Genomic DNA, 20,448 nt, shown 5'->3' with positions numbered 1-20,448 from the left:
GTGCTTCATGGGTGCGTGTGTAAACGCACAGCATACCTTCGCGGCCGACCGCGCGCCCTACACTCCCGCACGGCATGGCACAAGCGCAACACACGAGGGCACTGGGCACCGCCGCGCACGGCGGCAGGGTGGACTACACGCTGCTCGAGCGCGGCTCCGACGGAGTCATCCAACGGCTGGCCCAGGGCCTGTGCGCGGGGCTCGATGGCCTGCGCACGCTGCGCGATGCCAATGGCGCGCCACTGTTGGCGGCGTCCGTCGTCGGCACCGGCTGCTCCAGCATGAACCCGCTGCTGGCCGCGCTGGTGCCAGGCGCGCCCGCGCTGGCCATCGACGCGATCGAGGGGCACCTGCTGGCCCCCTGGGGTGCACGCGCCGAGCCGGTGAGCGCCTGCGTCGCGCTGGTGGCGACGGCCAAACACACGCTGCTGGCGCGCGTCGATGCGCCGGGGCGCTATACGCCGCTTGGTCAAACGCTCGACATCGCCGCCGACGCCGTCTTTGACGGCCTGGCACAGCAATGGGGCATGGACCTGCCAGGCGGCGCGACGCTGGCGCGCATGGCCGATTTCGGCATGGCCGAGGCCTGCGAGCTGCCCCACCCGACGTTGGATGCGCAATCACTCGACTTCCGTTTCGCCGAACTCAGGGATGCCGCGCTTGAGCGCGCCCGTGCGCTCGAAGGCAGCCCGTGCGAGCAGCCACGCGCCGACTTGGCCGCGGCCGTGCAGGAGGCGGTCGTGCACCAGCTCAGCGCGCAGGCGCTCAAGGCGCTACGGCGCACCGGCCTCACGCGCCTGAGCATCAGCGGCGGCGTGACACGCAACGACGCGTTGCGTGCAGCGCTGCGCCCGCACTGCGAACTGATCGCTCCACATCCACAGGCAGCCACGCTGCACAGCGAGCGCGTGGCGATGGCGGCACTGCTGCGCCACGAAGCCTCTGAGCAGGCAGGCCACAGGCCATAGCGGCGAAATTACTCCCCGCGCAGGCGTTCAGCCGTTCAAGCGGGGCTGATCGGCTTGCGTCGACTGCGCAACACCTCGTCCAGGATCAGACAGGCCGCGCCCACGGTGATCGCCGAATCCGCCAGGTTGAAGGCAGGAAAGTGCCCGCGGTAGAAGATGCCCGCGAGGAAAGGCCAGTGAAAGTCGAGGAAATCGACGACATAGCCATGTTGCAGCCTGTCCACCACGTTGCCCACCGCACCGCCCAGAATGCTCGAAAGCGCAAACGCGAACAGACGCTGGCCCGGGTGGCGCAGCAGCTGCCAGACAATGAACCCGCCGACCACCACGCCAATGCCCACGAACAGCCAGCGCTGCCAGCCATCGGCACCGGCCAGGAACGAAAACGCCGCGCCGGTGTTGTGCGCGCGCACGATGTTGAAGAAGCCGGTGATGGGCGTGGCGTCGCCCAGCTGGTACTGCTGCAGGATCAGCGCCTTGGTACGCTGATCGAGCACCAACAGCAGCAGCGCCCAGGCCAGCCAAGGCCAGACGCGAGGCGCGCGGGCGGCGGCCTCAGGCATGGGTGCGCTGCTCGCCACAGCCGTACAGATTGCTCACGCAGCGCCCGCAGATCGTCGGGTGAGCGCTGTCTTGCCCGACATCGGCACGATAGTGCCAGCAGCGTTCACACTTATGATCAAAACTTGCTGTAACGCTTGCCTGCAAAGCGTCAGCTGCTTCCAATTCAATAGTGGATACGATGAACACGAACTTGAGGTCATCACCCAGGCTGGTCAGCAATGCATGGTCTTCGGGTGGCACGGCCAAGCGCACCACCGCTTGCAGCGACGAGCCGACCACGCCGGCGGCGCGCTGATTCTCGATCTCCTTGTTGACCAACGCGCGGATGTCCAGGATGCGCTGCCACTTGGCCAGCAGCGCCGCATCGGGCTCGGCCAGGCTCTGCCAGGTTTCCAGAAAAATCGATTCCGAGCTGCCAAATATCTTCCACGCCTCTTCAGCCGTGAACGAGAGAAAAGGTGCCATCCAGCGCAGCAGCGCATGCGTGATCTGGAAGAGCGCGGTCTGCGCGCTGCGCCGCGCTTGGGATTTGGCGCCGGTGGTGTAGAGCCGGTCCTTGAGCACGTCCAGATAAAAGCCGCCCAGGTCCTCGGAGCAAAACAGTTGCAGCTTGGCCACCACAGGGTGGAACTCGTAGACCTTGTAATGCGCCAGGATGTCCTGCTGCAACTGCGCGGTGCGCGCCAGCGCCCAGCGGTCGATTTCGAGCAGTTCGGCATCGGGCACCGCATCCTTGGCCGGATCGAAGTCGCTCACGTTGGCCAGCAGAAAGCGCAGCGTGTTGCGGATGCGCCGGTAGCCATCGACCACGCGCGCGAGGATCTTGTCGTCAATCGCCAGGTCACCCGAATAGTCGGTGGCTGCGCACCACAGGCGAATGATCTCCGCGCCCATCTTGCTGCTGACGTCTTGCGGCGAGACGGTGTTGCCCAGCGACTTGCTCATCTTCTTGCCCTGGCCGTCCACGGTGAAGCCGTGGGTGAGCAAGCCGCGATACGGCGCGCGGCCGTAGATGGCGCTCGCCAGCAGCAGAGAAGAATGAAACCAGCCGCGGTGCTGGTCGTGCCCTTCCAGGTACAGGTCGGCCTCAGGGCCCTGGTCGTGGTGCAGATGCGGATGCGTGCCGCGCAGCACGTGCCAGAAGGTTGAGCCGGAGTCGAACCAGACTTCGAGGATGTCGGTGCTCTTGGTGTAGTGCTTCGCGTCCTCGGCACCCAGAACATCCTCGGCGCTCAGGCGGCTCCAGGCCTCGATGCCGCCTTGCTCCACGAGCTCGGCCGCCTGGTCGATGATTTCCAGCGTGCGCGGATGCAGCTCGCCCGAATCCTGGTGCAGGAAGAAGGGCAGCGGTACGCCCCAGGAACGCTGGCGCGAGATGCACCAGTCGGGGCGCCCGGCGATCATGTCGCGCAGCCGCGCCTTGCCATTCTCAGGGTAAAAACTGGTGTTTTCGATAGCTGCCAGCGCAATCTGGCGCAGCGTTTGAGCCGTTTTTTGTGCCGGATCAGTGAACACGCCTTCGCCCTCGTCCATGCGCACGAACCACTGCGCGGCGGCGCGGTAGATCACCGGGCTCTTGTGGCGCCAGCAGTGCGGGTAGCTGTGGGTGATGTGGCGCGTGTCCATCAGCCGCCCGGCCACTTTAAGCGCGTCGATGATGACGGGCACGGCCTTCCAGATGAACTGCCCGGCAAACATTCCCAAATCCGGCGCGTAGACGCCATTGCCCTGCACCGGATTGAGGATGTCCTCGTATTTCATGCCGTTGGCGACGCAGGAGTTGAAGTCCTCCACGCCGTAGGCGGGCGCGCTGTGCACGATGCCGGTGCCGTCCTCGGCCGTGGCGTAATCGGCCACGTAGACGGGCGAGAGGCGATCAAAGCCCTTGTCCACGTGCGCCAGCGGGTGCTTGAAGGGCATGTGATCGAGCTTTTGCCCCACCACAGTAGCAATCACTTTCCCTTGAAGTTGCCAGCGCTCCAGGCACTTTTCGACCAATGCCGAGGCGACGATCAACAGGCCGCGCTCGGTATCGACCAGGCTGTATTCGAGTTCAGGGTTGACGTTGAGCGCCTGGTTGGCCGGAATCGTCCACGCGGTCGTGGTCCAGATCACGGCGAACGCGGGCTTGTCCAGCTTGGCCAGCCCGAACGCAGCGGCCAGGCGCGCCGGATCGGCGGCAGGGAACATCACGTCCAGCGTCTGGCTGCCCTTGTCCTGGTATTCGATCTCGAATTCCGCCAGCGACGAAGCGCAATCGAAGCACCAGTACACGGGCTTGAGACCCCGGTAGACGAAGCCGCGCTGCATCACCACCTTCAGCGCTCGCAACTCCCCAGCCTCGTTGGCGAAATCCATGGTCTTGTAGGGGTTGTCCCACTCGCCGAGCACACCCAGGCGCTTGAAATCCTGCATTTGCTGCGCGATCTGCTCGGTGGCAAACGCGCGGCCCTTGGCCTGCATCTCGTCGCGCGGCAGGTTGCGGCCGAACGTCTTCTCGATCGCGTTTTCGATCGGCAGGCCATGGCAGTCCCAGCCGGGCGTGTAGAGCGCGTCAAAGCCTTCGAGCTGGCGCGCCTTGACGATCATGTCCTTCAAGATCTTGTTGACCGCGTGGCCGATGTGGATCTGGCCATTGGCATACGGCGGGCCGTCGTGCAAGATGAATTTGGGCGCGCCGTGGCGCGCATCGCGCAGCTTCTGGTACAGGCCCTTCTCGTTCCATTCCTTGACCCAGCCGGGCTCGCGCTTGGCCAAATCGCCGCGCATCGGGAACGGCGTATCGGGCATGTTGAGCGTGGCGCGGTAGGCGCTTTCGGGCGCGGGCTTGGATTTGGAATCGGACATGGGAAACCTTGCAAATAGAGGGCGTTTCAGGCATCGCGCCTGAAGGACGGCTGAAGGCGGTGAAAGCGCAGCGCGCGCGTCAAATTCGGTCGCGCGTGGTCTGGCGACGGGTTTGCGCGTAGGTGGTGGCGAAGTACTGGCGCGCCGCTTCGCAGTCGCGCGCGATACCGGCGGTGAGCTCGGCAAGGCCCTCGTACTTGATTTCGTCGTGCAATTTGTGCAGCAGTTCCACGCGGATGATTTTACCGTAGCCCCCCTCAGGTCCCAGTTGCGCCGGCCAGTCCAGGCAGTGCACCTCCAGCAGCACTTGGCCGCCATTCACATCCCGCGCATCCAGCGACGGGCGCACACCCAGGTTGGCCACGCCCATCAGCGCCATGCCGGCCAGACCATGCACCAGAACCACGAAAATCCCGGTGGCAGCCGGTTTCCAGTGCGCAAAGCGCAGGTTGAGCGTGCGAAAACCATCCTGTGCACCGGCATGGCGCTCACCCAGGGCCCGGCCCAGCTTGCGGCCATGCACCACATGGCCGGAAATCGCATAGCGGCGCCCCAGCAGGCGTTCCACCTCAGGCATATCGCCGACCGCCAAAGCCGTACGCACGGCCGTGCTCGATACCCGGTCGCCATGCACTTCGTAGCTCATCATGCGCGCCACATCAAAGCCCTGTGCGCGCCCTGCGGCATCCAGCATGGCGTAGTCACCCACGCGCTTGGCGCCAAAGCGAAAATCATCGCCTACCAGCACGTAGCGGGCACCCAGTCCGCGCAGCAACACGTCATCGACGAAGGCCTGCGCCGACAGTGCCGCAAGTTCCTGATTGAAGCGCAGAACCACCGTCTGCTCGACTCCGCAGCGCGCCAACTCGGCGAGCTTGTCGCGCAGCGTGCCAATGCGTGCCGGTGCCAGATCCGGCTTGCGCTGTACGCTGGCGAAATAGTCGCGCGGATGCGGCTCAAACGTCAACACGCAGCTGGGTACATCCCTATGGCACGCCTCATTGACCAGCAGCGCCAGCATCGCCTGGTGGCCGCGGTGCACACCATCGAAATTGCCTATGGTCAGCGCACAGGCCTGGGCTACTCCGCTGGCGTGCAGACCGTGGAATATATTCATTCGATAACTTCTATTTTTATAGCTTGCAGCGCTTTACCATCATGGCGCCATTAACTATTTTTCCATAAATGCGAGTATATTGCGTGCGAGCGGTGGCAATGCCAGGCACGCAGTGCCGCCGCCAGGTTGCAGCGCGTGCCAGGGGATGTTCGTGAAAGTCTTGAAGCTGTCGGCACAAGGCCTGCCGCAATCATGGATCTCGCTGGAGCAGGCCGTCACCCACTACGCCTGCGGCGAGGTGCGCTGGGAGCTGGGCACGCAAATCGCGCTGTTTCGCGGCGGCCACAACGCACAGACCGGCCTGCAATCGCAGATCGCGGTGAGCAGCATCATCGGCACCCGCGGCGTACCCGACATCAACCCCTTTGAGCTGCAGCCCAGCCTCACCAACGCCAAACTGTTTCAGCGCGACCGCGGCATCTGCGCCTACTGCGGCGGGCATTTTCACGAAGAAGACCTGACACGCGAGCACATCGTGCCCGTGGCGCACCACGGCGCCAACCACTGGATGAACGTCGTCACCGCCTGCCGCGCCTGCAACCACCGCAAGGCCTCACGCACGCCCGAGCAGGCGCGCATGCCGCTCCTGTACGCGCCCTATGTCCCCAGTCTTTGGGAAGATTTCATCCTGCGCAACCGCCGCATTCTTGCGGACCAGATGGACTTTCTGATGGCCCATGTGCCGCGAACCTCGCGGCTGCTGCACTGAGCCGGGCTGCGAAGTCAAACGGCTTTGCGGCCGCGCACCAGGATGACTCGAACCGGCCATATGGAACCGGTGACTGCCTCAACAGTCCGGCGCTAGCCGTCGATCTGTGACGCATCCAGAAACTGCCGCGCGTAGTCCAGGTACACCTCACTTTGCACAAACACCTCGAACAGGTCGGGATCGATATGCCCGCCGTCACACATCTTGCGCATGATGGTCAGCGCCTGCGAGAGTTTCATGCCGTGCTTGTAGGGTCGATCCACCGCTGTCAGAGCCTCGAAGATGTCGGCAATGCCCAGCATGCGAGCCTGCCACGACATCTGCTCACGCGTGAGGCCGCGTGGGTAGCCCTTGCCGTCCATGCGCTCGTGGTGACCGCCAGCGTATTCCGGTACGTTGCGCAAGTGACGCGGCCAGGGCAGGCTCTCCAGCATGCGTATCGTGCTCACGATGTGGTAGTTGATGACATCGCGCTCGGCCTGGGTCAGGGTGCCGCTGCGAATCGTCAGGTTTTCAATCTCGTCGGCCGTCAGCAATGCGGTCAGCACGCCTTCAGGGTTGCGCCACTGGCGGCGCACTGCAATGGCGCGCACGCGTTCCGCGTCGTGCAGCTGCATCGCTTCGCTGCCGCGATTGCACGCGCGAAAAAATTCACGTTCTGCCTCCAGCTCTGCGCCTTGCGCGCGCAGATCCTCGGCAATCGCGGCTTCCGCCTTTTCATCCACCACCGGGCGCAGCGCGAGCTGGCGCCGCAAGGCATCGATCTCGGCATCGCGCTTGAGCACTTCAAAGCGGGTATCTATGGTTGCGATGCGGTCGTAGATGGTCTGCAGCTTGGTCGCCTTGTCCACGACATGCACCGGTGTCGTGATCTTGCCGCAATCGTGCAACAGACCGGCCATCTTGAGTTCGTAGCGGTCGCGTTCGGTCATCACGAAAGCCGCGAGCGGGCCCTCGCGGGTCGCGTGGGCTGCTTCGGCCAGCATCATGGTGAGCTGCGGCACGCGCTGGCAATGGCCGCCCGTGTAGGGCGATTTTTCGTCAATCGCCTGGTTGATCAAATTGACGAACGATTCGAACAAGCGCTCGAGTTGATCAATGAGCAAGCGGTTGGTGAGCGCAATCGCGGCCTGTGAAGACAGCGATTGGGCGATGCGCTGCTCTGCAGGCGAGAAAGCCCGCACGGATTTACTGACCGGATCGATGGCGTTGATGAGCTGCAGCACACCAATGATCTCGCCCTCGTGGTTCTTCAGCGGAACCGTGAGGAAGGAACGTGAGCGGTAGCCTGTGCGCTGGTCAAAGGCGCGCGTGCCGGAGAAATCAAAATTCGTACTGTCGTAGGCATCGTCAACGACAACCGTCGTATCGTGCAGCACGGCATGCACCGCCACCATATGGTCATTGGGCGCGCCGTCGGCCAGATACAGCGGCAATGGCGGAAAGTCCAGCGGCGTTTCCCCCTTGCCGCCACGTCGAATGCCCAGCGACTGGGTGCGCATCAGCACGAAGCGCAAGGCCTGCCGGTCGTCCATCATGCGGTAGAGCGTTCCGCCATCGGCACCCGTGAGCGTTTGCGCCGCATCCAGAATCAACTCGAGCAGCCGCCCGAGATCGCGTTCGCCCGAGAGCGCTGCCCCCACCTCGTTGAGCTGCTCAAGACGCCTGAGCAGTGATCGCAGGTCTTCGCCTTCCGCCATGGCCACCTCCTCTCCAGGAGGCGACATGTTAGCGCCAGCGGCCGGTGGTCAGGCGCGCGCCACCTGGGCCAGATGCTGCGCACACGCGTTGGCCTGCTGTGCATCCTGCGCTTCGACCATGATGCGCAGCAAAGGCTCGGTACCGCTGGCGCGCACCAGCACCCGGCCCCGCTCGCCCAGCGTCTGCTCTGCATCGTGGATTGCCTTTTGGAGCTGCGCATTGGCGCGCCAGTCCTGGCCGGCATTGAGCCGCACGTTGACCAGCACCTGCGGAAAGAGCGCCAGGCCCTGGAGCAAATCCGGCAGCTGCGCATGCTGGCGTACGCAGGTCTGCAGGATCTGCAGCGCGCTCACCAGGCCATCGCCGGTGCTGTGCTTGTCCAGCACCAGCAGATGGCCAGACCCTTCGCCGCCGAGCAGCCAGCCATGCGCCAGCAGTTCTTCCAGCACATAGCGATCGCCCACCTTGGCGCGGACCAATTGAACGCCGCGTTGCACCAGCGCGCGCTCGACCGCCATGTTGGTCATCAAGGTGCCGACCACGCCAGAGACCGTCTGGCCGCGGTTCAGCCGATCTGCGGCGATGACGTAGAGCAGTTCGTCGCCGGTATACAGCCGCCCCTGGGCGTCGACCATCTGCAGGCGATCGGCATCGCCATCGAGCGCAATGCCGAAGTCGGCATGGTTGGCGCGCACGGATCGCACCAGCGCATCCGGGTGGGTGGCACCCACCTGGTCGTTGATGTTCAGCCCGTCGGGCGCGCAGCCGATGGAGATGACATCGGCGCCGAGCTCATGGAACACCTTGGGTGCGATGTGGTAGGCGGCCCCATGCGCCGCATCAACCACGATCTTCAAGCCCTTGAGCGTGAGGTCATGTGCAAAGGTGCTCTTGCAAAACTCGATGTAGCGCCCGGCGGCGTCGTCCAGCCGCGCGGCCTTGCCCAGGCCGGCCGCATTCGCCCAGTGCGGAGGCTGCTGCAGCGCCGCCTCGACATCCAGCTCCCAGGCATCCGGCAGCTTGGAGCCCTGGGCACTGAAAAACTTGATGCCGTTGTCGGCAAACGGGTTGTGCGAAGCGGAGATCACCACGCCAAGGCTGGCGCGCAGCGCACGTGTCAGATAGGCAACGCCAGGGGTCGGCAAGGGTCCGAGCAGCACCACATCCGCGCCGGCGGAATTCAGGCCGGATTCCAGTGCCGACTCCAGCATATAGCCCGAAATCCGGGTGTCCTTGCCGATCAACACCCGTGGGCGTTCTTCACTGCGACGCAGCACGCTGCCAACCGCGTGGCCCAAGCGCAGCACGAAATCCGGCGTGATGGGCTCGTGCCCGACGGTGCCGCGAATGCCGTCGGTGCCAAAGAATTTGCGTGTCACTGGTCTGTCTCCTGCGTTGGCTGACCCCGCCCTGCCTGCACCGCCCGCCAGACGGCGAGTGCCGCCACCGTCTCGGCGACATCGTGCACGCGCACGATGCCAGCGCCGCCCTGGACCGCGAGGACCGCAGCCACGGCACTGACCGCCACACGCTCGCGCACCGGCAACCCTGTCACTGCGCCAAGCGACGATTTGTGCGACCAGCCTGCCAGCACAGGATAGCCCAATGCAAGCAGGTCCCGCTGGCGCGCCAGGAGCGCAAAATTCTGCTCCACGGTCTTGCCAAAGCCTATGCCGGGGTCGATCACGATACGAGCTTTTTCGACCCCCAGCGCAATCATGGAGCGCGCTGCAAGCTCCAAAAACGATAGTACTTGCGGGATCGGACTGCCCTGCATGGGTGCACTTTGCATGGTCTGTGGCTCGCGGTGCATATGCATCAGGCAGATGCCGCAATTGCGATGGCGCGCAACCAGTTCTGCCGCTCCCGGCTGACGCAGCGCCCAGATGTCGTTGATGATGTCCGCACCCAGATCCAGCACCTGTTGCATCACCCGGGGTTTGTAGGTATCCACCGATACGGGCACTCCCAGCGTCAGCGCCGTCCGTACCACGGGCAGCAGCCGCTCCAGCTCGTCGTGCAGCGGCAACGGCGGGCTGCCGGGGCGGGTGGATTCGGCACCGATATCCAGAATGTCGGCGCCTTCCTTCACCAGCCGCTCGCAGTGTGCGATGGCGGCCCCGGCCGAGGCGTGGTCGCCGCCGTCGGAAAAGGAATCCGGCGTGACGTTGACGATGCCCATCACGCGCGGGCGCGACAGGTCGATTGCAAAGCGCGTGGTCTGCCAGTACATGAGAAAGCAATTGAGCGCCGCGCGGCGCTCAATGGAGACAAGTGTGACGCTTATGCCGCCGTCGGCGAAGGCTCGGTCTTGACCGCCGGCGGGTTGCCCGGGCCGTTGCCTCCCGAAGGTGGCGTGCGCGGCGTCCAGTCCTTGGGCGGGCGCGGGTCCTTGCCGGCCATGATGTCGTCGAGCTGCTCCATGTCTATGGTTTCCCAGTCCAGCAGCGCCTTGGCCATGGCGTGCATCTTGTCCTGGTTGTCCTCGATCAGCCCGCGCGCCAGCGTGTATTGCTCGTCGATGATGCGGCGTACCTCGGCATCGACCTTCTGCATGGTTTCTTCCGAGATGTTGGTGGTCTTGGTGACCGAGCGGCCGAGAAACACCTCGCCCTCGTTTTCGGCATAGACCATGGGGCCGAGCGCCGCCGTCATGCCGTATTTCATGACCATGTCGCGTGCCAGGTTGGTCGCACGCTCGAAATCGTTGCTCGCACCCGTGGTCATCTGGTGCATGAAGACTTCTTCGGCGATGCGCCCGCCGAACAGCATGGCGATCTGGTTGAGCATGTACTCCTTGTCGTAGGAGTAGCGATCGTTCTCGGGCAGGCTCATGGTCACGCCCAACGCCCGGCCACGCGGGATGATGGTGACCTTGTGCACCGGATCGCACTTCGGTAAAAGCCGCCCGATCAGCGCATGGCCGCTCTCGTGGTAAGCGGTGTTGCGTCGCTCTTCCTCGGGCATCACCATGGACTTGCGTTCCGGGCCCATGATGATCTTGTCCTTGGCCTTCTCGAAGTCCTGCATCTCGACCACGCGCGCATTGCGCCGCGCAGCCATCAGCGCCGCCTCGTTGCACAGGTTGGCCAGATCGGCGCCGCTCATGCCGGGCGTGCCGCGCGCGATGATGCCGGGGTTGACGTCCTGGCCCACGGGAATCTTGCGCATGTGCACGTTCAGTATCTGCTCGCGCCCGCGAATGTCGGGCAGCGTCACATAGACCTGGCGGTCAAAGCGGCCGGGGCGCAAGAGCGCCGCATCCAGAATGTCGGGGCGGTTGGTCGCGGCGACCACGATCACGCCGAGGTTGGTCTCGAAGCCGTCCATCTCCACGAGCATCTGGTTGAGCGTCTGCTCGCGCTCGTCGTTGCCGCCGCCCAGGCCGGCGCCGCGCTGGCGGCCGACGGCGTCGATCTCGTCGATGAAGATGATGCAGGGCGCGTTCTTCTTGGCGTTTTCGAACATGTCGCGCACGCGGGCCGCGCCCACGCCGACGAACATCTCAACGAAATCGGAGCCCGAAATCGAGAAGAACGGCACCTTGGCCTCACCCGCGATGGACTTGGCCAGCAAGGTCTTGCCGGTGCCTGGCGGGCCCACCAGCAGCAGGCCGCGCGGGATGCGCCCCCCGAGCTTCTGGAATTTCTGCGGGTCTTTCAGGAAGTCGACCACCTCCTGGACCTCTTCCTTGGCCTCGTCGCAGCCGGCGACGTCGGCGAAGGTGACGGTGTTGTTGTTCTCGTCGAGCATGCGCGCCTTGGATTTGCCAAAGCTGAACGCGCCGCCCTTGCCGCCGCCCTGCATCTGTCGCATGAAGTAGATCCACACGCCGATCAGGAGCAGCATCGGCCCCCAGCTGACCAGCAGGGTCATGAGCAGCGAGCCTTCCTCGCGCGGCTTGACGTCGAACTTGACGTCGTGGTCGATCAGGTCGCCCACCAGGCCGCGGTCGAGGTAGGTGGCAGTGGTGCGGATCTTGCGATCGTCCGTCGTGACGGCAAGAATTTCCGTGCCGCCCGGCCCCTCCTGAATGGTGGCGCTGCGGATGCGGTTGCTGCGCACCTGCTCCAGGAAATCCGAATAGCCGATCGTCCCCGAGCCCATGGTCGCGCGCGTGTCGAACTGCCGGAACACGGTGAACAACACCATGGCGACGACCAGCCACACGGCGATTTTGGAAAACCACTGATTGTTCAAGCGCAACTCCAGAAACGACGGCACCTTGCCGCCCAAAGCAAAAGCAAGAGGCAATTGGGGGTCATTGTAGGCGTTTCAACCCCTGCAGCACGCCCGTTCCCCTGTGGGTGCTGCGCCCATTCAGGGCTCAGCGCAAGCCCAGTCCCACCAGATAGGTTTCGGCCGACTGGTCGCGTGAGGCCTTGGGCTTGATCACCTTGACCGCCCGAAAGTGCTGGCGAAACAGCTCCACCAGCTGGGCGTAGCCGCTGCCGTGAAACACCTTGGCCACCAGCGCACCGTCGCGGTGCAGGTGCTGCGCCGCGAAATCCACCGCGAGCTCGACCAAGTGCGAGACCCGTGCGCCATCCACTGCGGCCACGCCGGAGAGATTGGGCGCCATGTCGGAAATCACCACGTCGACGGGGTGGCCCGCGACCGCCTCGCGCAAACGCGCCAGCACCGCGTCCTCGCGAAAATCGCCCTGCAAAAAGGTCACGCCTTCGATGGGCTCCATCTCCAGCAGGTCCAGCGCCACCAGCGTGCCGTCCAGCGCACCGGCGGCAGCACCCTGCGGCGCCAGTCTGCGACGCGCGTACTGGCTCCAGGCGCCCGGGGTGCTGCCCAGATCGACGATCACCTGTCCCGGCCGCAAGAGATGCAGGCGCTCGTCGATTTCCTTGAGCTTGTAGGCCGCGCGCGCTCGGTAGCCTTCCTTGTGCGCGAGCCTGACCCACGGATCGTTGGCCTGCTGGTGCATCCACGCCTTGTTGACTTTTTTGCTCTTGGTCTGGATCTTCATAGCGCTGGGATAATACGGCCATGGCCCAAATCATTCTGACCGCTGCCGAGCGGCGCGCCCACCGCGCCGACGCCCACCACCTCGACCCGGTCGTGCACATCGGCACCGACGGGCTCACGCCTGCGGTGCTCAAGGAGATCGACGCAGCGCTGAATGCCCACGGTCTGATCAAGGTGCGGGTGTTCAATGACGAGCGCAGCGAGCGCGAGGCGATGTATTTGCGCGTGGCCGAAGAACTCGCGGCGGCACCCGTTCAGCATATTGGCAAGCTGCTGGTGCTCTGGCGCCCGATCCCGGAGAAGCACAAAGCCACCGACGAAGACCGCATGCCCGGCCCGAAAGAGGTGAAGGTGCTCAAGTTCGGTCGCCCGGGTCAGCGCCCCGAGATCAAACAGCTCAAGGTGCTGGGCAACCAGCGCCTGACGGCCGGTGGGCAGATCAAGCGCGCCAAGCCCAGGCAAACATCCGTGAAAAAGCGCCAAAGCGGCCACTGAGAAGCCGAGAGCAGACCTGCATGCCCATTGCCACCCCCACGCTGGTCGGCCAGACCATCGCCCAATTGCACGACGATGCCCTGCGCGCCAACCCCAGCCTGCCCGCCGCTCACCCATCCGAAGCGCTGCTTTCCAATGATCCACTGCGCTACTGGCTGTGCGCCAACCACCACTTCAACAGCAGCCTGTGGGCCGAGGAAGACCTGGCGCGCCGCACGCAAGTAAGCGACAGCGAGATCGCCCGCAACAAACGCGCCATCGACGGCTTCAATCAGGCCCGCAACGACGCGATCGAGCGCATGGATGAAATCCTGCTGACCGGCCTGGGCTGGATCACCGCGCAGGCCGCGCGCAGCGACGCGCCCACCAGCCATCCCCCTGCAGGCGCCCGGCTCAACAGCGAAACCGCCGGCAGCATCATCGACCGCATGTCCATCATGGCGCTCAAGATCCACGCGATGCACGCGCAGACGCTGCGCACCGATGTGGACGACGCGCACCGCGCCAGTTGCACCACCCGGCTGGCGCGCCTGACCGAGCAGCGCACCGATTTGGGCGCGTGCTTTGATGCGTTGATGGCCGATGCGCGCGCCGGACGCGCCTATTTCAAGGTCTATCGCCAGTTCAAGATGTACAACGACGCGCGCATGAACCCTGCGCTCGTGGCGGAGCGCACCCGGGCCGCGAACTGATGCGTGTTCTCATCGTCAAGACCAGTTCGATGGGCGACATAGTGCACGCGCTGCCGGCGGCAAGCGACATGGCGCGCGCCATGCCCGGCATCCGCATCGACTGGCTGGTCGAGCAAAGCTTTGCCAGCATCCCCGCGCACCATCCGGCGGTGGCGCGCGTCATCCCCCTGCAGTGGCGCAAGTGGCGCAAGCGCCTGCTGAGCGCCGATTCGATGACTGCACTGCGCGACTTCAAAGCGCAACTGACGCTGCAACCGTACGACCTCGTAATCGACATGCAAGGCCTCATCAAGAGCGCTCTGTTCGCCTGCCTGGCCCACGGACCGCGCGGCGGCTGGAACTGGAGCAGCGCGCGCGAACCCATGGTGTCGCTGCTCTACCAGCGCAAGGCCAACGCACCCTGGAGCGCCCACGCCGTGCACCGCTGCCGCACCATGGTGGCTCAACTGCTGGACTACGCGCTACCTGCAACGCCACCGGATTTCGGGCTGCAGCCGGGCGCGGCCACCTGGCTGCCCGAAGGCCGGCAACCGTTCAGCGTGCTCGTGCCCTGCGCCAGTCGGCCCGAAAAGCTTTGGCCCGAAGCCGACTGGACCGCCCTCGCGCGCCACCTGAAATCCCTCGGCCAACAGGTGGTCGTGCTGTGGGGCAGCCCCGCCGAACACGAACGCGCGCAGCGCATCGTGCAGGCGAGCTGCGCGGTGGTGCCGCCTTTCCTGAGTGTCGAGCAGGCCATGCAACTGATGGCGCAGGCGCAGACGGTGGTCGGGCTCGACACCGGCCTGACCCACATCGCGGCGGCACTCGGCAGGCCAACGCTGGGCATTTACTGCGATTACGAGCCTGGCCTGGCGGGCGTGACCGGCTCGGGGCCGGTCATCAGCCTGGGCGGCAAACGCCAGATTCCGACACGCGCCGATGTCATGGCGGCACTGGCGCGCTTGCAAACCACCGCGGCCTGACCGTTTCAGGCAACCCTGATGAAACCTGCGCGCCCTGCCATCAGCGCCCGACGCCGGCGCCCGCGCCCACCAGCGGTCGCCCCATCAGGCGCGTCAGAATGCCCAGCGGGCTGGCCGCCGGGTCCGCTTCCCGTCCGGGTGGCAGATAGAGCGTCTGCTCCATCATGTATTGACCTTCCATCACCGCGTGCACCGCCTGGTCGGAATAACACACCCAGCAGCTGCCCGCAGGAAATGGCACGCGCCATTGCCGGCCCTGCTGCTGCCACTGCTCGTCGAATTTCATGCGATCGTGCAACTGCAGCATCAGGTGGTCGTACTCGCTGCGCAGGGATTTGGTCACATGCAAGGCCTGCAGCGCCTTTGCCTGCCACAGCGAATACCGCTTGGCACGAGGCAGAAACTGGCGCGCCACCGACTCGAAATCACCACCGACGCGCCAGACGCGCGGCACGCCATCGGGATTGATATTGGCAAACACCCTGAGGATGCGCTCGCCGTAATTGGGGCGCGACGGAAAGGCATCGACATGCATGCGCCGGTCATCCGCCCGCACCGACTGCGTGCGCGTCTCCACGCGACGCGGCCGAAAGCTGGTGGGCGCGGTCGACAACGCGCCGCGGTAGGCGGGAAACAGACTATCCACCAGTGACAGCGCCTGAGCGCGAAAGCGGGCAATCATGGTTGCGAGCCGCGCCTGCTCCAGCGCCGTTCCACTCGCTCCCTTGAGCACGCCGTCCGAGCGCAGGCTGACATTGCGCGCCTTGGGCGAAAGCATGTCCTCGCGCAGCAGCGCGCGTTCTTCCGGCAACAGCGCAAACGCCAGGCGCGGGAACAGCAACACCTTGCCGGATTCGACCGCAGCAGTCCACTGCGGGTCGGCTGGGGTGTCTGCATCCCAGCTCGCCCGCTCCAACTCAACGATCGGTGACGGCATGGTCTGAGCTTTCATCGCGCCGCGTCACCATCCACAGTACCGCGAACGCGCACAGCCACTGCCCGATGTACAAGCCGGTTGCCAGGTTGTGCCACAGGCGTATGCCATGGTAGGCAATGACGCGTGGCGCTACGCCAAACTGCAGCACCAGCGCCAGCAACATGCCGAGAATCACGAAAACAAGAGCGCTTTGCGCCCATGTTTCAATGGATTGAGAATGTTTTTTCCTTGAAATCACCAGCAGAAGCGCGCAACAAGCTATTGAAATATAAGCTTGCGCCTCGAACAGGCCTGCTGCCATATAGCCCGCCAACATGCGCTGCGGTATGCGCATGAACACCAGCGGCACCGCAACGAAGCCGATGACCGACAGGCTGCTCCACCACAACGCGGCGAGAAAGATCGGCATGCGTGCGTGCATGGTCGGCTTCAGAGGTAGCGCACCGCCATCACTTCCCAGGAGCGCACGCCGCCCGGCGCCTGCACGTCGGCGGTATCACCCACCTCCTTGCCAATCAGCGCGCGTGCGATCGGGCTGCCGATGTTGATCAGACCGTGCTTGAGATCCGCCTCATCCTCGCCCACGATCTGGTAGGTCACCGCATCGCCCGTGTCCACGTCCTCCAGGTCCACCGTGGCGCCGAACACCACGCGCCCTTCCGCATCCAGGGTTGCCGGGTCGATGATCTGCGCCGCCGAGAGCTTGCCCTCGATCTCGGCGATACGCCCCTCGATGAAGCCCTGATGGTCTTTGGCCGCATCGTATTCGGCGTTTTCGCTCAAGTCGCCCTGCGCACGCGCCTCGGCAATCGCAGCGATGACGGCAGGGCGCTCCTTGGTCTTGAGCCGCTGCAATTCGGTTTTGAGCTTTTCCGCGCCCCGTTTGGTGATGGGAAAGGTAGCCATGGCAATGCAAAGAAGGAAGGTCCAAAACAAGAGACCACCTGCGGCAAACGCAGATGGCCTTGGCAATGGCCCGCATTTTAGTGCGCTGCATTGCGGCGGCGTCCGGCATTGACCTTGCCACGCGCAACAATACCGAGCCATGAACACGAGTCACGCGCCGGATGCGTTGCTTGCACGCACGATGCAGGAATGGCGGTCGCAAAACGGCGATCTCTGGGTTTTCGGCTACGGCTCGCTCATCTGGCGCCCCGATCTGCCCTACAGCGAACAACGGCGCGCCACGGTCCACGGCTGGCATCGGGCGCTGCAGATGTGGAGCCACGTCAACCGCGGCACGCCCGAATGCCCCGGCCTGGTGTTCGCCTTGCTCTCGGGCGGTAGTTGCCAGGGCATGGTTTTTCGGGTGCCGGCAACCCTGGTGCCGTCCGTCTTTCCAGCGCTGTGGCAGCGCGAAATGCCCATGCCCGTCTATGACCCGCGGTGGTTGCTGTGCCGCACACCACAGGGCAGCGTGCGAGCGCTGGGGTTCACGCTGTCCCGGCGCAGCCCGTACTTCACTGCAGCGCTGACCGACGGCGAATACCGGCGCATCTTTGCCCATGCGCAAGGCATCTATGGCAGCACGCGCGACTATGCCGAATCCACACTGCGGGAGTTGCAGCGGCTGGGCATCCGCGATCGCGCCCTTGCGCGCATCATGCACGCAGCGCAAGCGGGCAAAATCGACCCATGAGCACATCCCCGCTGTCAAAGTCCATCGCATACCTGCGCAAAAGTTACGAGCGCGCCGAACTGAGCGAAGAAGCTTCGCAGGCCGATCCGCTGGCGCAATTTGACCAATGGCTCAAGGAAGCCCTGGCCGCGCAAGTGCCTGAGCCCAACGCCATGACCCTGGCAAGCGTCGGCAGCAACCTGCGCCCCAGTACGCGCATCGTGCTGCTCAAAGGCTACGACGAGCGCGGCATCGTCTTTTTCACCAACTATGAGAGCCGCAAGGGCCATGAGCTGGCCGGCAACCCGTTTGGCGCACTGCAGTTTCACTGGGTGGAGCTGGAGCGCGTGGTGCGCATCGAAGGTCAGGTGCACAAAGCAAGCAAGGAAGAAAGCGATGCCTACTACCAAAGCCGCCCGCTGGATTCACGCATAGGTGCCTGGGCCAGCCCGCAGAGCCAGGTCATCGCCAGCCGCGGCGTGCTGGTGGCCAACGCCGCACGCTACGGCGCGCAATTTCTGCTGCAACCGCCGCGCCCACCGCACTGGGGCGGCATTCGCCTGGTTCCGGATCGTTGGGAATTCTGGCAGGGCCGGAAAAGCCGTCTGCACGACCGGCTGCGCTACCAACTGGATCAGGGACAGTGGAATCGGGCCCGGCTCGCACCTTGAGTGCTTGCGCGAACAAAATCCGCCGTCCAACACCCTGCTTTTTCGGGCTTAGCCAACGGTGGGGCGATGTATCGTTGTCTCGACACCAGGATAGCCACGGGAGACCACCCATGCCCTTCTCCGACTTCGAGATCAACGGCCTGATCCGGCGCCTCATGACGCGCTGCCATCAGACCTTGACACCGCATGAGCAGCGGATATTTCAAAGCCTGTGCGCCATTTGCTGACTGCAGCATTCAGCGCAGCGCGCGGTAGATCGCCTCGGCGAGCTGGTGCGAGACACCCTCGACCGTCATCAGATCCTGCACGCTCGCACCCTGCACGCCCTTGACACCGCCAAAGCGCTGCAGCAGCCGCGCTCGCCGACGCGGGCCTATCCCCGGAATGTCTTCCAACCGGCTGCCTCCGGTACGCACGCGCGCACGCGCTGCCCGCATGCCGGTGATCGCAAAGCGGTGCGCCTCGTCGCGAATCTGCGCGACGAGCATCAGCGCAGCCGAATCGTGTCCGAGATAAACCTTTTCGCGGCCATCGGCAAACACCAGCTCTTCCAGCCCCACCTTGCGGCCCTCGCCCTTCTCGACGCCGACAATGCGTGAGAGATCCAGGCCCAGCTTTTCAAACACTTCGCGCGCCATCGCCACCTGGCCACGCCCGCCGTCGATCAGCACCAGATCGGGCAGGCGCAGCTCGCGACGAGTGACCTCGGCACCACCCGCTTCCTGCTGCGCCTGCGCCACAGGCGCATAGCGGCGCTCGAGCACCTGGCGCATCGCGGCGTAGTCGTCGCCCGGCGTGATGCCTTCGATCTTGTAGCGCCGATAGGCCCCGTGCTGCATCTTGTGATGATGAAACACCACGCACGAGGCCTGCGTCTGCTCCCCGGCGGTATGCGAGATATCAAAGCATTCGGCGGTCAGCTCGTCCAGGTTCTCCACATCCAGCGCCAGCGCCTCGGCCAGTGCGTGCGTGCGCGCCTGCTGTGAGCCCTCCTCGGCCAGCAGGCGGGCGAGCTGAATCTTCGCGTTCGCCTGCGCCATCTCCAGCCAGGCGCGCCGCTGCTCGCGCGGCTGGTGCACGATGGACACGCGCACGCCGCTCTGCTCGGTCAGCGCCTCGATCAGCGCGGGATCGACCGCCTCGCTGGTGATCAGCACCGGCGGCACCGCCACCTCCAGGTAATGCTGGGCGATGAAGGCTTCGAGCACCTGCACCGCCAACTGTACGTCCACCGACAGCTCGGCACGCACCGCATCCTCAGCCTCCTCGGCGCTGTAGACGCCGCTGGCCTCTTGCACCTGCGATGGGAAGTACGCCCGATCGCCCAGATGGCGCCCGCCGCGCACCATCGCCAGGTTCACGCAGGCTCGCCCGCCCTGCACGCGCACCGCCAGGATGTCCACGTCCTTGTCGCCCACGCTCTCCACCGCCTGCTGGTGCAGCACGCGCGAGAGCGCGGTGATCTGGTTGCGCACTGCGGCGGCCTGCTCGAACTCCAGCTTTTCGGCGTGCGCCAGCATGCGCGCCTCCAGCTTCTTGAGCAGTTCATCGGTTTCACCACGCAAGAGCGCCTCGGCGCCGCGCACGTCTTCGGCGTAATCCTCGGGAGAGATGGTGCCCACGCAGGGCGCGCTGCAACGCTTGATCTGATACAGCAGACAGGGACGCGTGCGGTGCGCGAACACCGTGTCCTCGCAGGTGCGCAGGTGAAACACCTTCTGGATCAGCTCGATCGTCTGCTTGACCGCCCAGGCATTGGGGTAAGGGCCGAAGTAGCGGTTCTTCTTGTCCACGCTGCCGCGGTAGTACGAGATGCGCGGAAAGCGCTGCGAAGGATCATCCGTCGTGCCATCCCTGGCCGCGACGCCACTGATCTTGAGATAGGGATAGCTCTTGTCGTCCCGAAAGAGGATGTTGTACTTGGGGTGCTGCGTCTTGATGAGGTTGTTTTCCAGCAGCAACGCCTCGGCCTCGGAGCGCACCACCGTCGTTTCGAGCCGCACGATCTTGCTCACCATGTGGCCGATGCGCGTGCCGCCGTGCTGCTTGGTGAAGTAGCTGGAGACGCGACGCTTGAGATTGCGCGCTTTGCCCACGTACAAAAGCTGCTCTTGCGCATCAAAGTAGCGGTACACGCCTGGCAGCGGCGGCAGCGCCGCCACCTGGGTGAGCAGTTCTTCTGGATAC

Annotated in this window: 19 protein-coding genes; 7 read left to right on the top strand and 12 right to left on the bottom strand. The window is 64.7% G+C overall.

Annotated elements, in window-relative coordinates; translation table 11 throughout:
* Window positions 1-74 precede the first annotated feature (74 nt).
* On the top strand, window positions 75-968 hold the full coding sequence (locus ABS45_RS07275; protein WP_291554530.1) for a hypothetical protein: 894 nt from the start codon (window positions 75-77) through the stop codon (window positions 966-968).
* Between the two features lie 35 nt (window positions 969-1,003).
* Here the strand turns inward: ABS45_RS07275 and lspA are convergent, their stop codons facing one another.
* From lspA to ABS45_RS07260, 3 genes are all read right to left on the bottom strand, one after another.
* Window positions 1,004-1,531, bottom strand: coding sequence for a signal peptidase II (lspA, locus tag ABS45_RS07270; protein ID WP_291554528.1), 528 nt, complete (start codon window positions 1,529-1,531; stop codon window positions 1,004-1,006).
* Window positions 1,524-4,379, bottom strand: coding sequence for an isoleucine--tRNA ligase (gene ileS, locus ABS45_RS07265; protein ID WP_291554526.1), 2,856 nt, complete (start codon window positions 4,377-4,379; stop codon window positions 1,524-1,526). The genes lspA and ileS overlap by 8 nt, the downstream gene beginning before the upstream one ends.
* 79 nt (window positions 4,380-4,458) lie before the next feature.
* A complete protein-coding gene (locus tag ABS45_RS07260) occupies window positions 4,459-5,496 on the bottom strand; it encodes a bifunctional riboflavin kinase/FAD synthetase (protein ID WP_291554524.1) in 1,038 nt (345 codons plus the stop codon).
* Between the two features lie 151 nt (window positions 5,497-5,647).
* On the opposite strand from ABS45_RS07260, the gene ABS45_RS07255 reads away from it, so the two are divergent.
* On the top strand, window positions 5,648-6,205 hold the full coding sequence (locus ABS45_RS07255; RefSeq protein ID WP_291554522.1) for an HNH endonuclease: 558 nt from the start codon (window positions 5,648-5,650) through the stop codon (window positions 6,203-6,205).
* 92 nt (window positions 6,206-6,297) lie between these two features.
* Here the strand turns inward: ABS45_RS07255 and ABS45_RS07250 are convergent, their stop codons facing one another.
* The 5 genes from ABS45_RS07250 to ABS45_RS07230 all read right to left on the bottom strand — a co-directional run bounded on the left by ABS45_RS07250 (window position 6,298) and on the right by ABS45_RS07230 (window position 12,887).
* Complete coding sequence (locus ABS45_RS07250; RefSeq protein WP_291554520.1) at window positions 6,298-7,905, bottom strand: HD family phosphohydrolase; 1,608 nt, start codon at window positions 7,903-7,905, stop codon at window positions 6,298-6,300.
* Window positions 7,906-7,953: 48 nt separating this feature from the next.
* The gene (gene glmM / locus ABS45_RS07245) at window positions 7,954-9,285 is read right to left on the bottom strand and encodes a phosphoglucosamine mutase (protein WP_291554518.1); all 1,332 of its coding nucleotides are present in this window, start codon (window positions 9,283-9,285) and stop codon (window positions 7,954-7,956) included.
* A complete protein-coding gene (gene folP, locus ABS45_RS07240) occupies window positions 9,282-10,139 on the bottom strand; it encodes a dihydropteroate synthase (protein ID WP_291554516.1) in 858 nt (285 codons plus the stop codon). The genes glmM and folP overlap by 4 nt, the downstream gene beginning before the upstream one ends.
* Before the next feature lie 50 nt (window positions 10,140-10,189).
* Complete coding sequence (gene ftsH / locus ABS45_RS07235; protein WP_291554658.1) at window positions 10,190-12,106, bottom strand: ATP-dependent zinc metalloprotease FtsH; 1,917 nt, start codon at window positions 12,104-12,106, stop codon at window positions 10,190-10,192.
* A 127-nt stretch (window positions 12,107-12,233) separates the two neighbouring features.
* The gene (locus tag ABS45_RS07230; protein ID WP_291554514.1) at window positions 12,234-12,887 is read right to left on the bottom strand and encodes an RlmE family RNA methyltransferase; all 654 of its coding nucleotides are present in this window, start codon (window positions 12,885-12,887) and stop codon (window positions 12,234-12,236) included.
* 20 nt (window positions 12,888-12,907) lie between these two features.
* Between ABS45_RS07230 and ABS45_RS07225 the strand changes: the two genes are divergently transcribed.
* From ABS45_RS07225 to waaC, 3 genes are read left to right on the top strand one after another with little or no spacing between them, the layout of a single operon-like run.
* On the top strand, window positions 12,908-13,381 hold the full coding sequence (locus tag ABS45_RS07225) for a YhbY family RNA-binding protein (RefSeq protein ID WP_291554512.1): 474 nt from the start codon (window positions 12,908-12,910) through the stop codon (window positions 13,379-13,381).
* A gap of 20 nt (window positions 13,382-13,401) precedes the next feature.
* Window positions 13,402-14,073 (top strand): DUF4254 domain-containing protein, encoded by a 672-nt coding sequence (locus ABS45_RS07220; protein WP_291554511.1) that lies wholly within the window; start codon window positions 13,402-13,404, stop codon window positions 14,071-14,073.
* A complete protein-coding gene (gene waaC, locus ABS45_RS07215) occupies window positions 14,073-15,035 on the top strand; it encodes a lipopolysaccharide heptosyltransferase I (protein WP_291554510.1) in 963 nt (320 codons plus the stop codon). The genes ABS45_RS07220 and waaC overlap by 1 nt, the downstream gene beginning before the upstream one ends.
* A 40-nt stretch (window positions 15,036-15,075) precedes the next feature.
* Here waaC and ABS45_RS07210 read toward each other — a convergent pair whose 3' ends face one another.
* The 3 genes from ABS45_RS07210 to greA are packed head-to-tail and all read right to left on the bottom strand — an operon-like array spanning window position 15,076 to window position 16,878.
* A complete protein-coding gene (locus ABS45_RS07210) occupies window positions 15,076-15,972 on the bottom strand; it encodes a Kdo hydroxylase family protein (RefSeq protein WP_291554509.1) in 897 nt (298 codons plus the stop codon).
* The gene (locus ABS45_RS07205; RefSeq protein WP_291554508.1) at window positions 15,953-16,393 is read right to left on the bottom strand and encodes a DUF4149 domain-containing protein; all 441 of its coding nucleotides are present in this window, start codon (window positions 16,391-16,393) and stop codon (window positions 15,953-15,955) included. Before ABS45_RS07205 ends, ABS45_RS07210 begins: the two co-directional genes overlap by 20 nt.
* 8 nt (window positions 16,394-16,401) lie before the next feature.
* On the bottom strand, window positions 16,402-16,878 hold the full coding sequence (greA, locus tag ABS45_RS07200; protein WP_291554507.1) for a transcription elongation factor GreA: 477 nt from the start codon (window positions 16,876-16,878) through the stop codon (window positions 16,402-16,404).
* Between the two features lie 181 nt (window positions 16,879-17,059).
* Between greA and ABS45_RS07195 the strand changes: the two genes are divergently transcribed.
* Entirely contained in the window at window positions 17,060-17,611 is a 552-nt protein-coding gene (locus tag ABS45_RS07195) for a gamma-glutamylcyclotransferase (protein WP_291554656.1), read from the top strand.
* Window positions 17,608-18,261, top strand: a complete 654-nt coding sequence (pdxH, locus tag ABS45_RS07190) for a pyridoxamine 5'-phosphate oxidase (RefSeq protein WP_291554506.1) — start codon at window positions 17,608-17,610, stop codon at window positions 18,259-18,261. The genes ABS45_RS07195 and pdxH overlap by 4 nt, the downstream gene beginning before the upstream one ends.
* Window positions 18,262-18,497: 236 nt before the next feature.
* Here pdxH and uvrC read toward each other — a convergent pair whose 3' ends face one another.
* The gene (gene uvrC, locus ABS45_RS07185) at window positions 18,498-20,435 is read right to left on the bottom strand and encodes an excinuclease ABC subunit UvrC (RefSeq protein WP_291554654.1); all 1,938 of its coding nucleotides are present in this window, start codon (window positions 20,433-20,435) and stop codon (window positions 18,498-18,500) included.
* Between the last annotated feature and the right edge of the window lie 13 nt (window positions 20,436-20,448).

It is taken from the genome of Comamonas sp. SCN 65-56 (genome assembly GCF_001724135.1).
Lineage (GTDB): Bacteria > Pseudomonadota > Gammaproteobacteria > Burkholderiales > Burkholderiaceae_C > Comamonas_C.
This window is presented reverse-complemented; position numbering and strand designations above follow the sequence as displayed.

Excerpts from the sequence above, each read along its gene's own strand:
- ABS45_RS07220 (WP_291554511.1), top strand. The coding sequence starts at position 13,402 with ATGCCCATTGCCACCCCCACGCTGGTCGGCCAGACCATCGCCCAATTG.
- folP (WP_291554516.1), bottom strand. The coding sequence starts at position 10,139 with ATGTACTGGCAGACCACGCGCTTTGCAATCGACCTGTCGCGCCCGCGC.
- greA (WP_291554507.1), bottom strand. The coding sequence starts at position 16,878 with ATGGCTACCTTTCCCATCACCAAACGGGGCGCGGAAAAGCTCAAAACC.
- ABS45_RS07225 (WP_291554512.1), top strand. The coding sequence starts at position 12,908 with ATGGCCCAAATCATTCTGACCGCTGCCGAGCGGCGCGCCCACCGCGCC.
- pdxH (WP_291554506.1), top strand. The coding sequence starts at position 17,608 with ATGAGCACATCCCCGCTGTCAAAGTCCATCGCATACCTGCGCAAAAGT.
- lspA (WP_291554528.1), bottom strand. The coding sequence starts at position 1,531 with ATGCCTGAGGCCGCCGCCCGCGCGCCTCGCGTCTGGCCTTGGCTGGCC.
- ABS45_RS07210 (WP_291554509.1), bottom strand. The coding sequence starts at position 15,972 with ATGCCGTCACCGATCGTTGAGTTGGAGCGGGCGAGCTGGGATGCAGAC.
- ABS45_RS07205 (WP_291554508.1), bottom strand. The coding sequence starts at position 16,393 with ATGCACGCACGCATGCCGATCTTTCTCGCCGCGTTGTGGTGGAGCAGC.
- ABS45_RS07230 (WP_291554514.1), bottom strand. The coding sequence starts at position 12,887 with ATGAAGATCCAGACCAAGAGCAAAAAAGTCAACAAGGCGTGGATGCAC.
- ileS (WP_291554526.1), bottom strand. The coding sequence starts at position 4,379 with ATGTCCGATTCCAAATCCAAGCCCGCGCCCGAAAGCGCCTACCGCGCC.
- ABS45_RS07260 (WP_291554524.1), bottom strand. The coding sequence starts at position 5,496 with ATGAATATATTCCACGGTCTGCACGCCAGCGGAGTAGCCCAGGCCTGT.
- ABS45_RS07250 (WP_291554520.1), bottom strand. The coding sequence starts at position 7,905 with ATGGCGGAAGGCGAAGACCTGCGATCACTGCTCAGGCGTCTTGAGCAG.
- waaC (WP_291554510.1), top strand. The coding sequence starts at position 14,073 with ATGCGTGTTCTCATCGTCAAGACCAGTTCGATGGGCGACATAGTGCAC.
- ABS45_RS07275 (WP_291554530.1), top strand. The coding sequence starts at position 75 with ATGGCACAAGCGCAACACACGAGGGCACTGGGCACCGCCGCGCACGGC.
- ABS45_RS07195 (WP_291554656.1), top strand. The coding sequence starts at position 17,060 with ATGCAGGAATGGCGGTCGCAAAACGGCGATCTCTGGGTTTTCGGCTAC.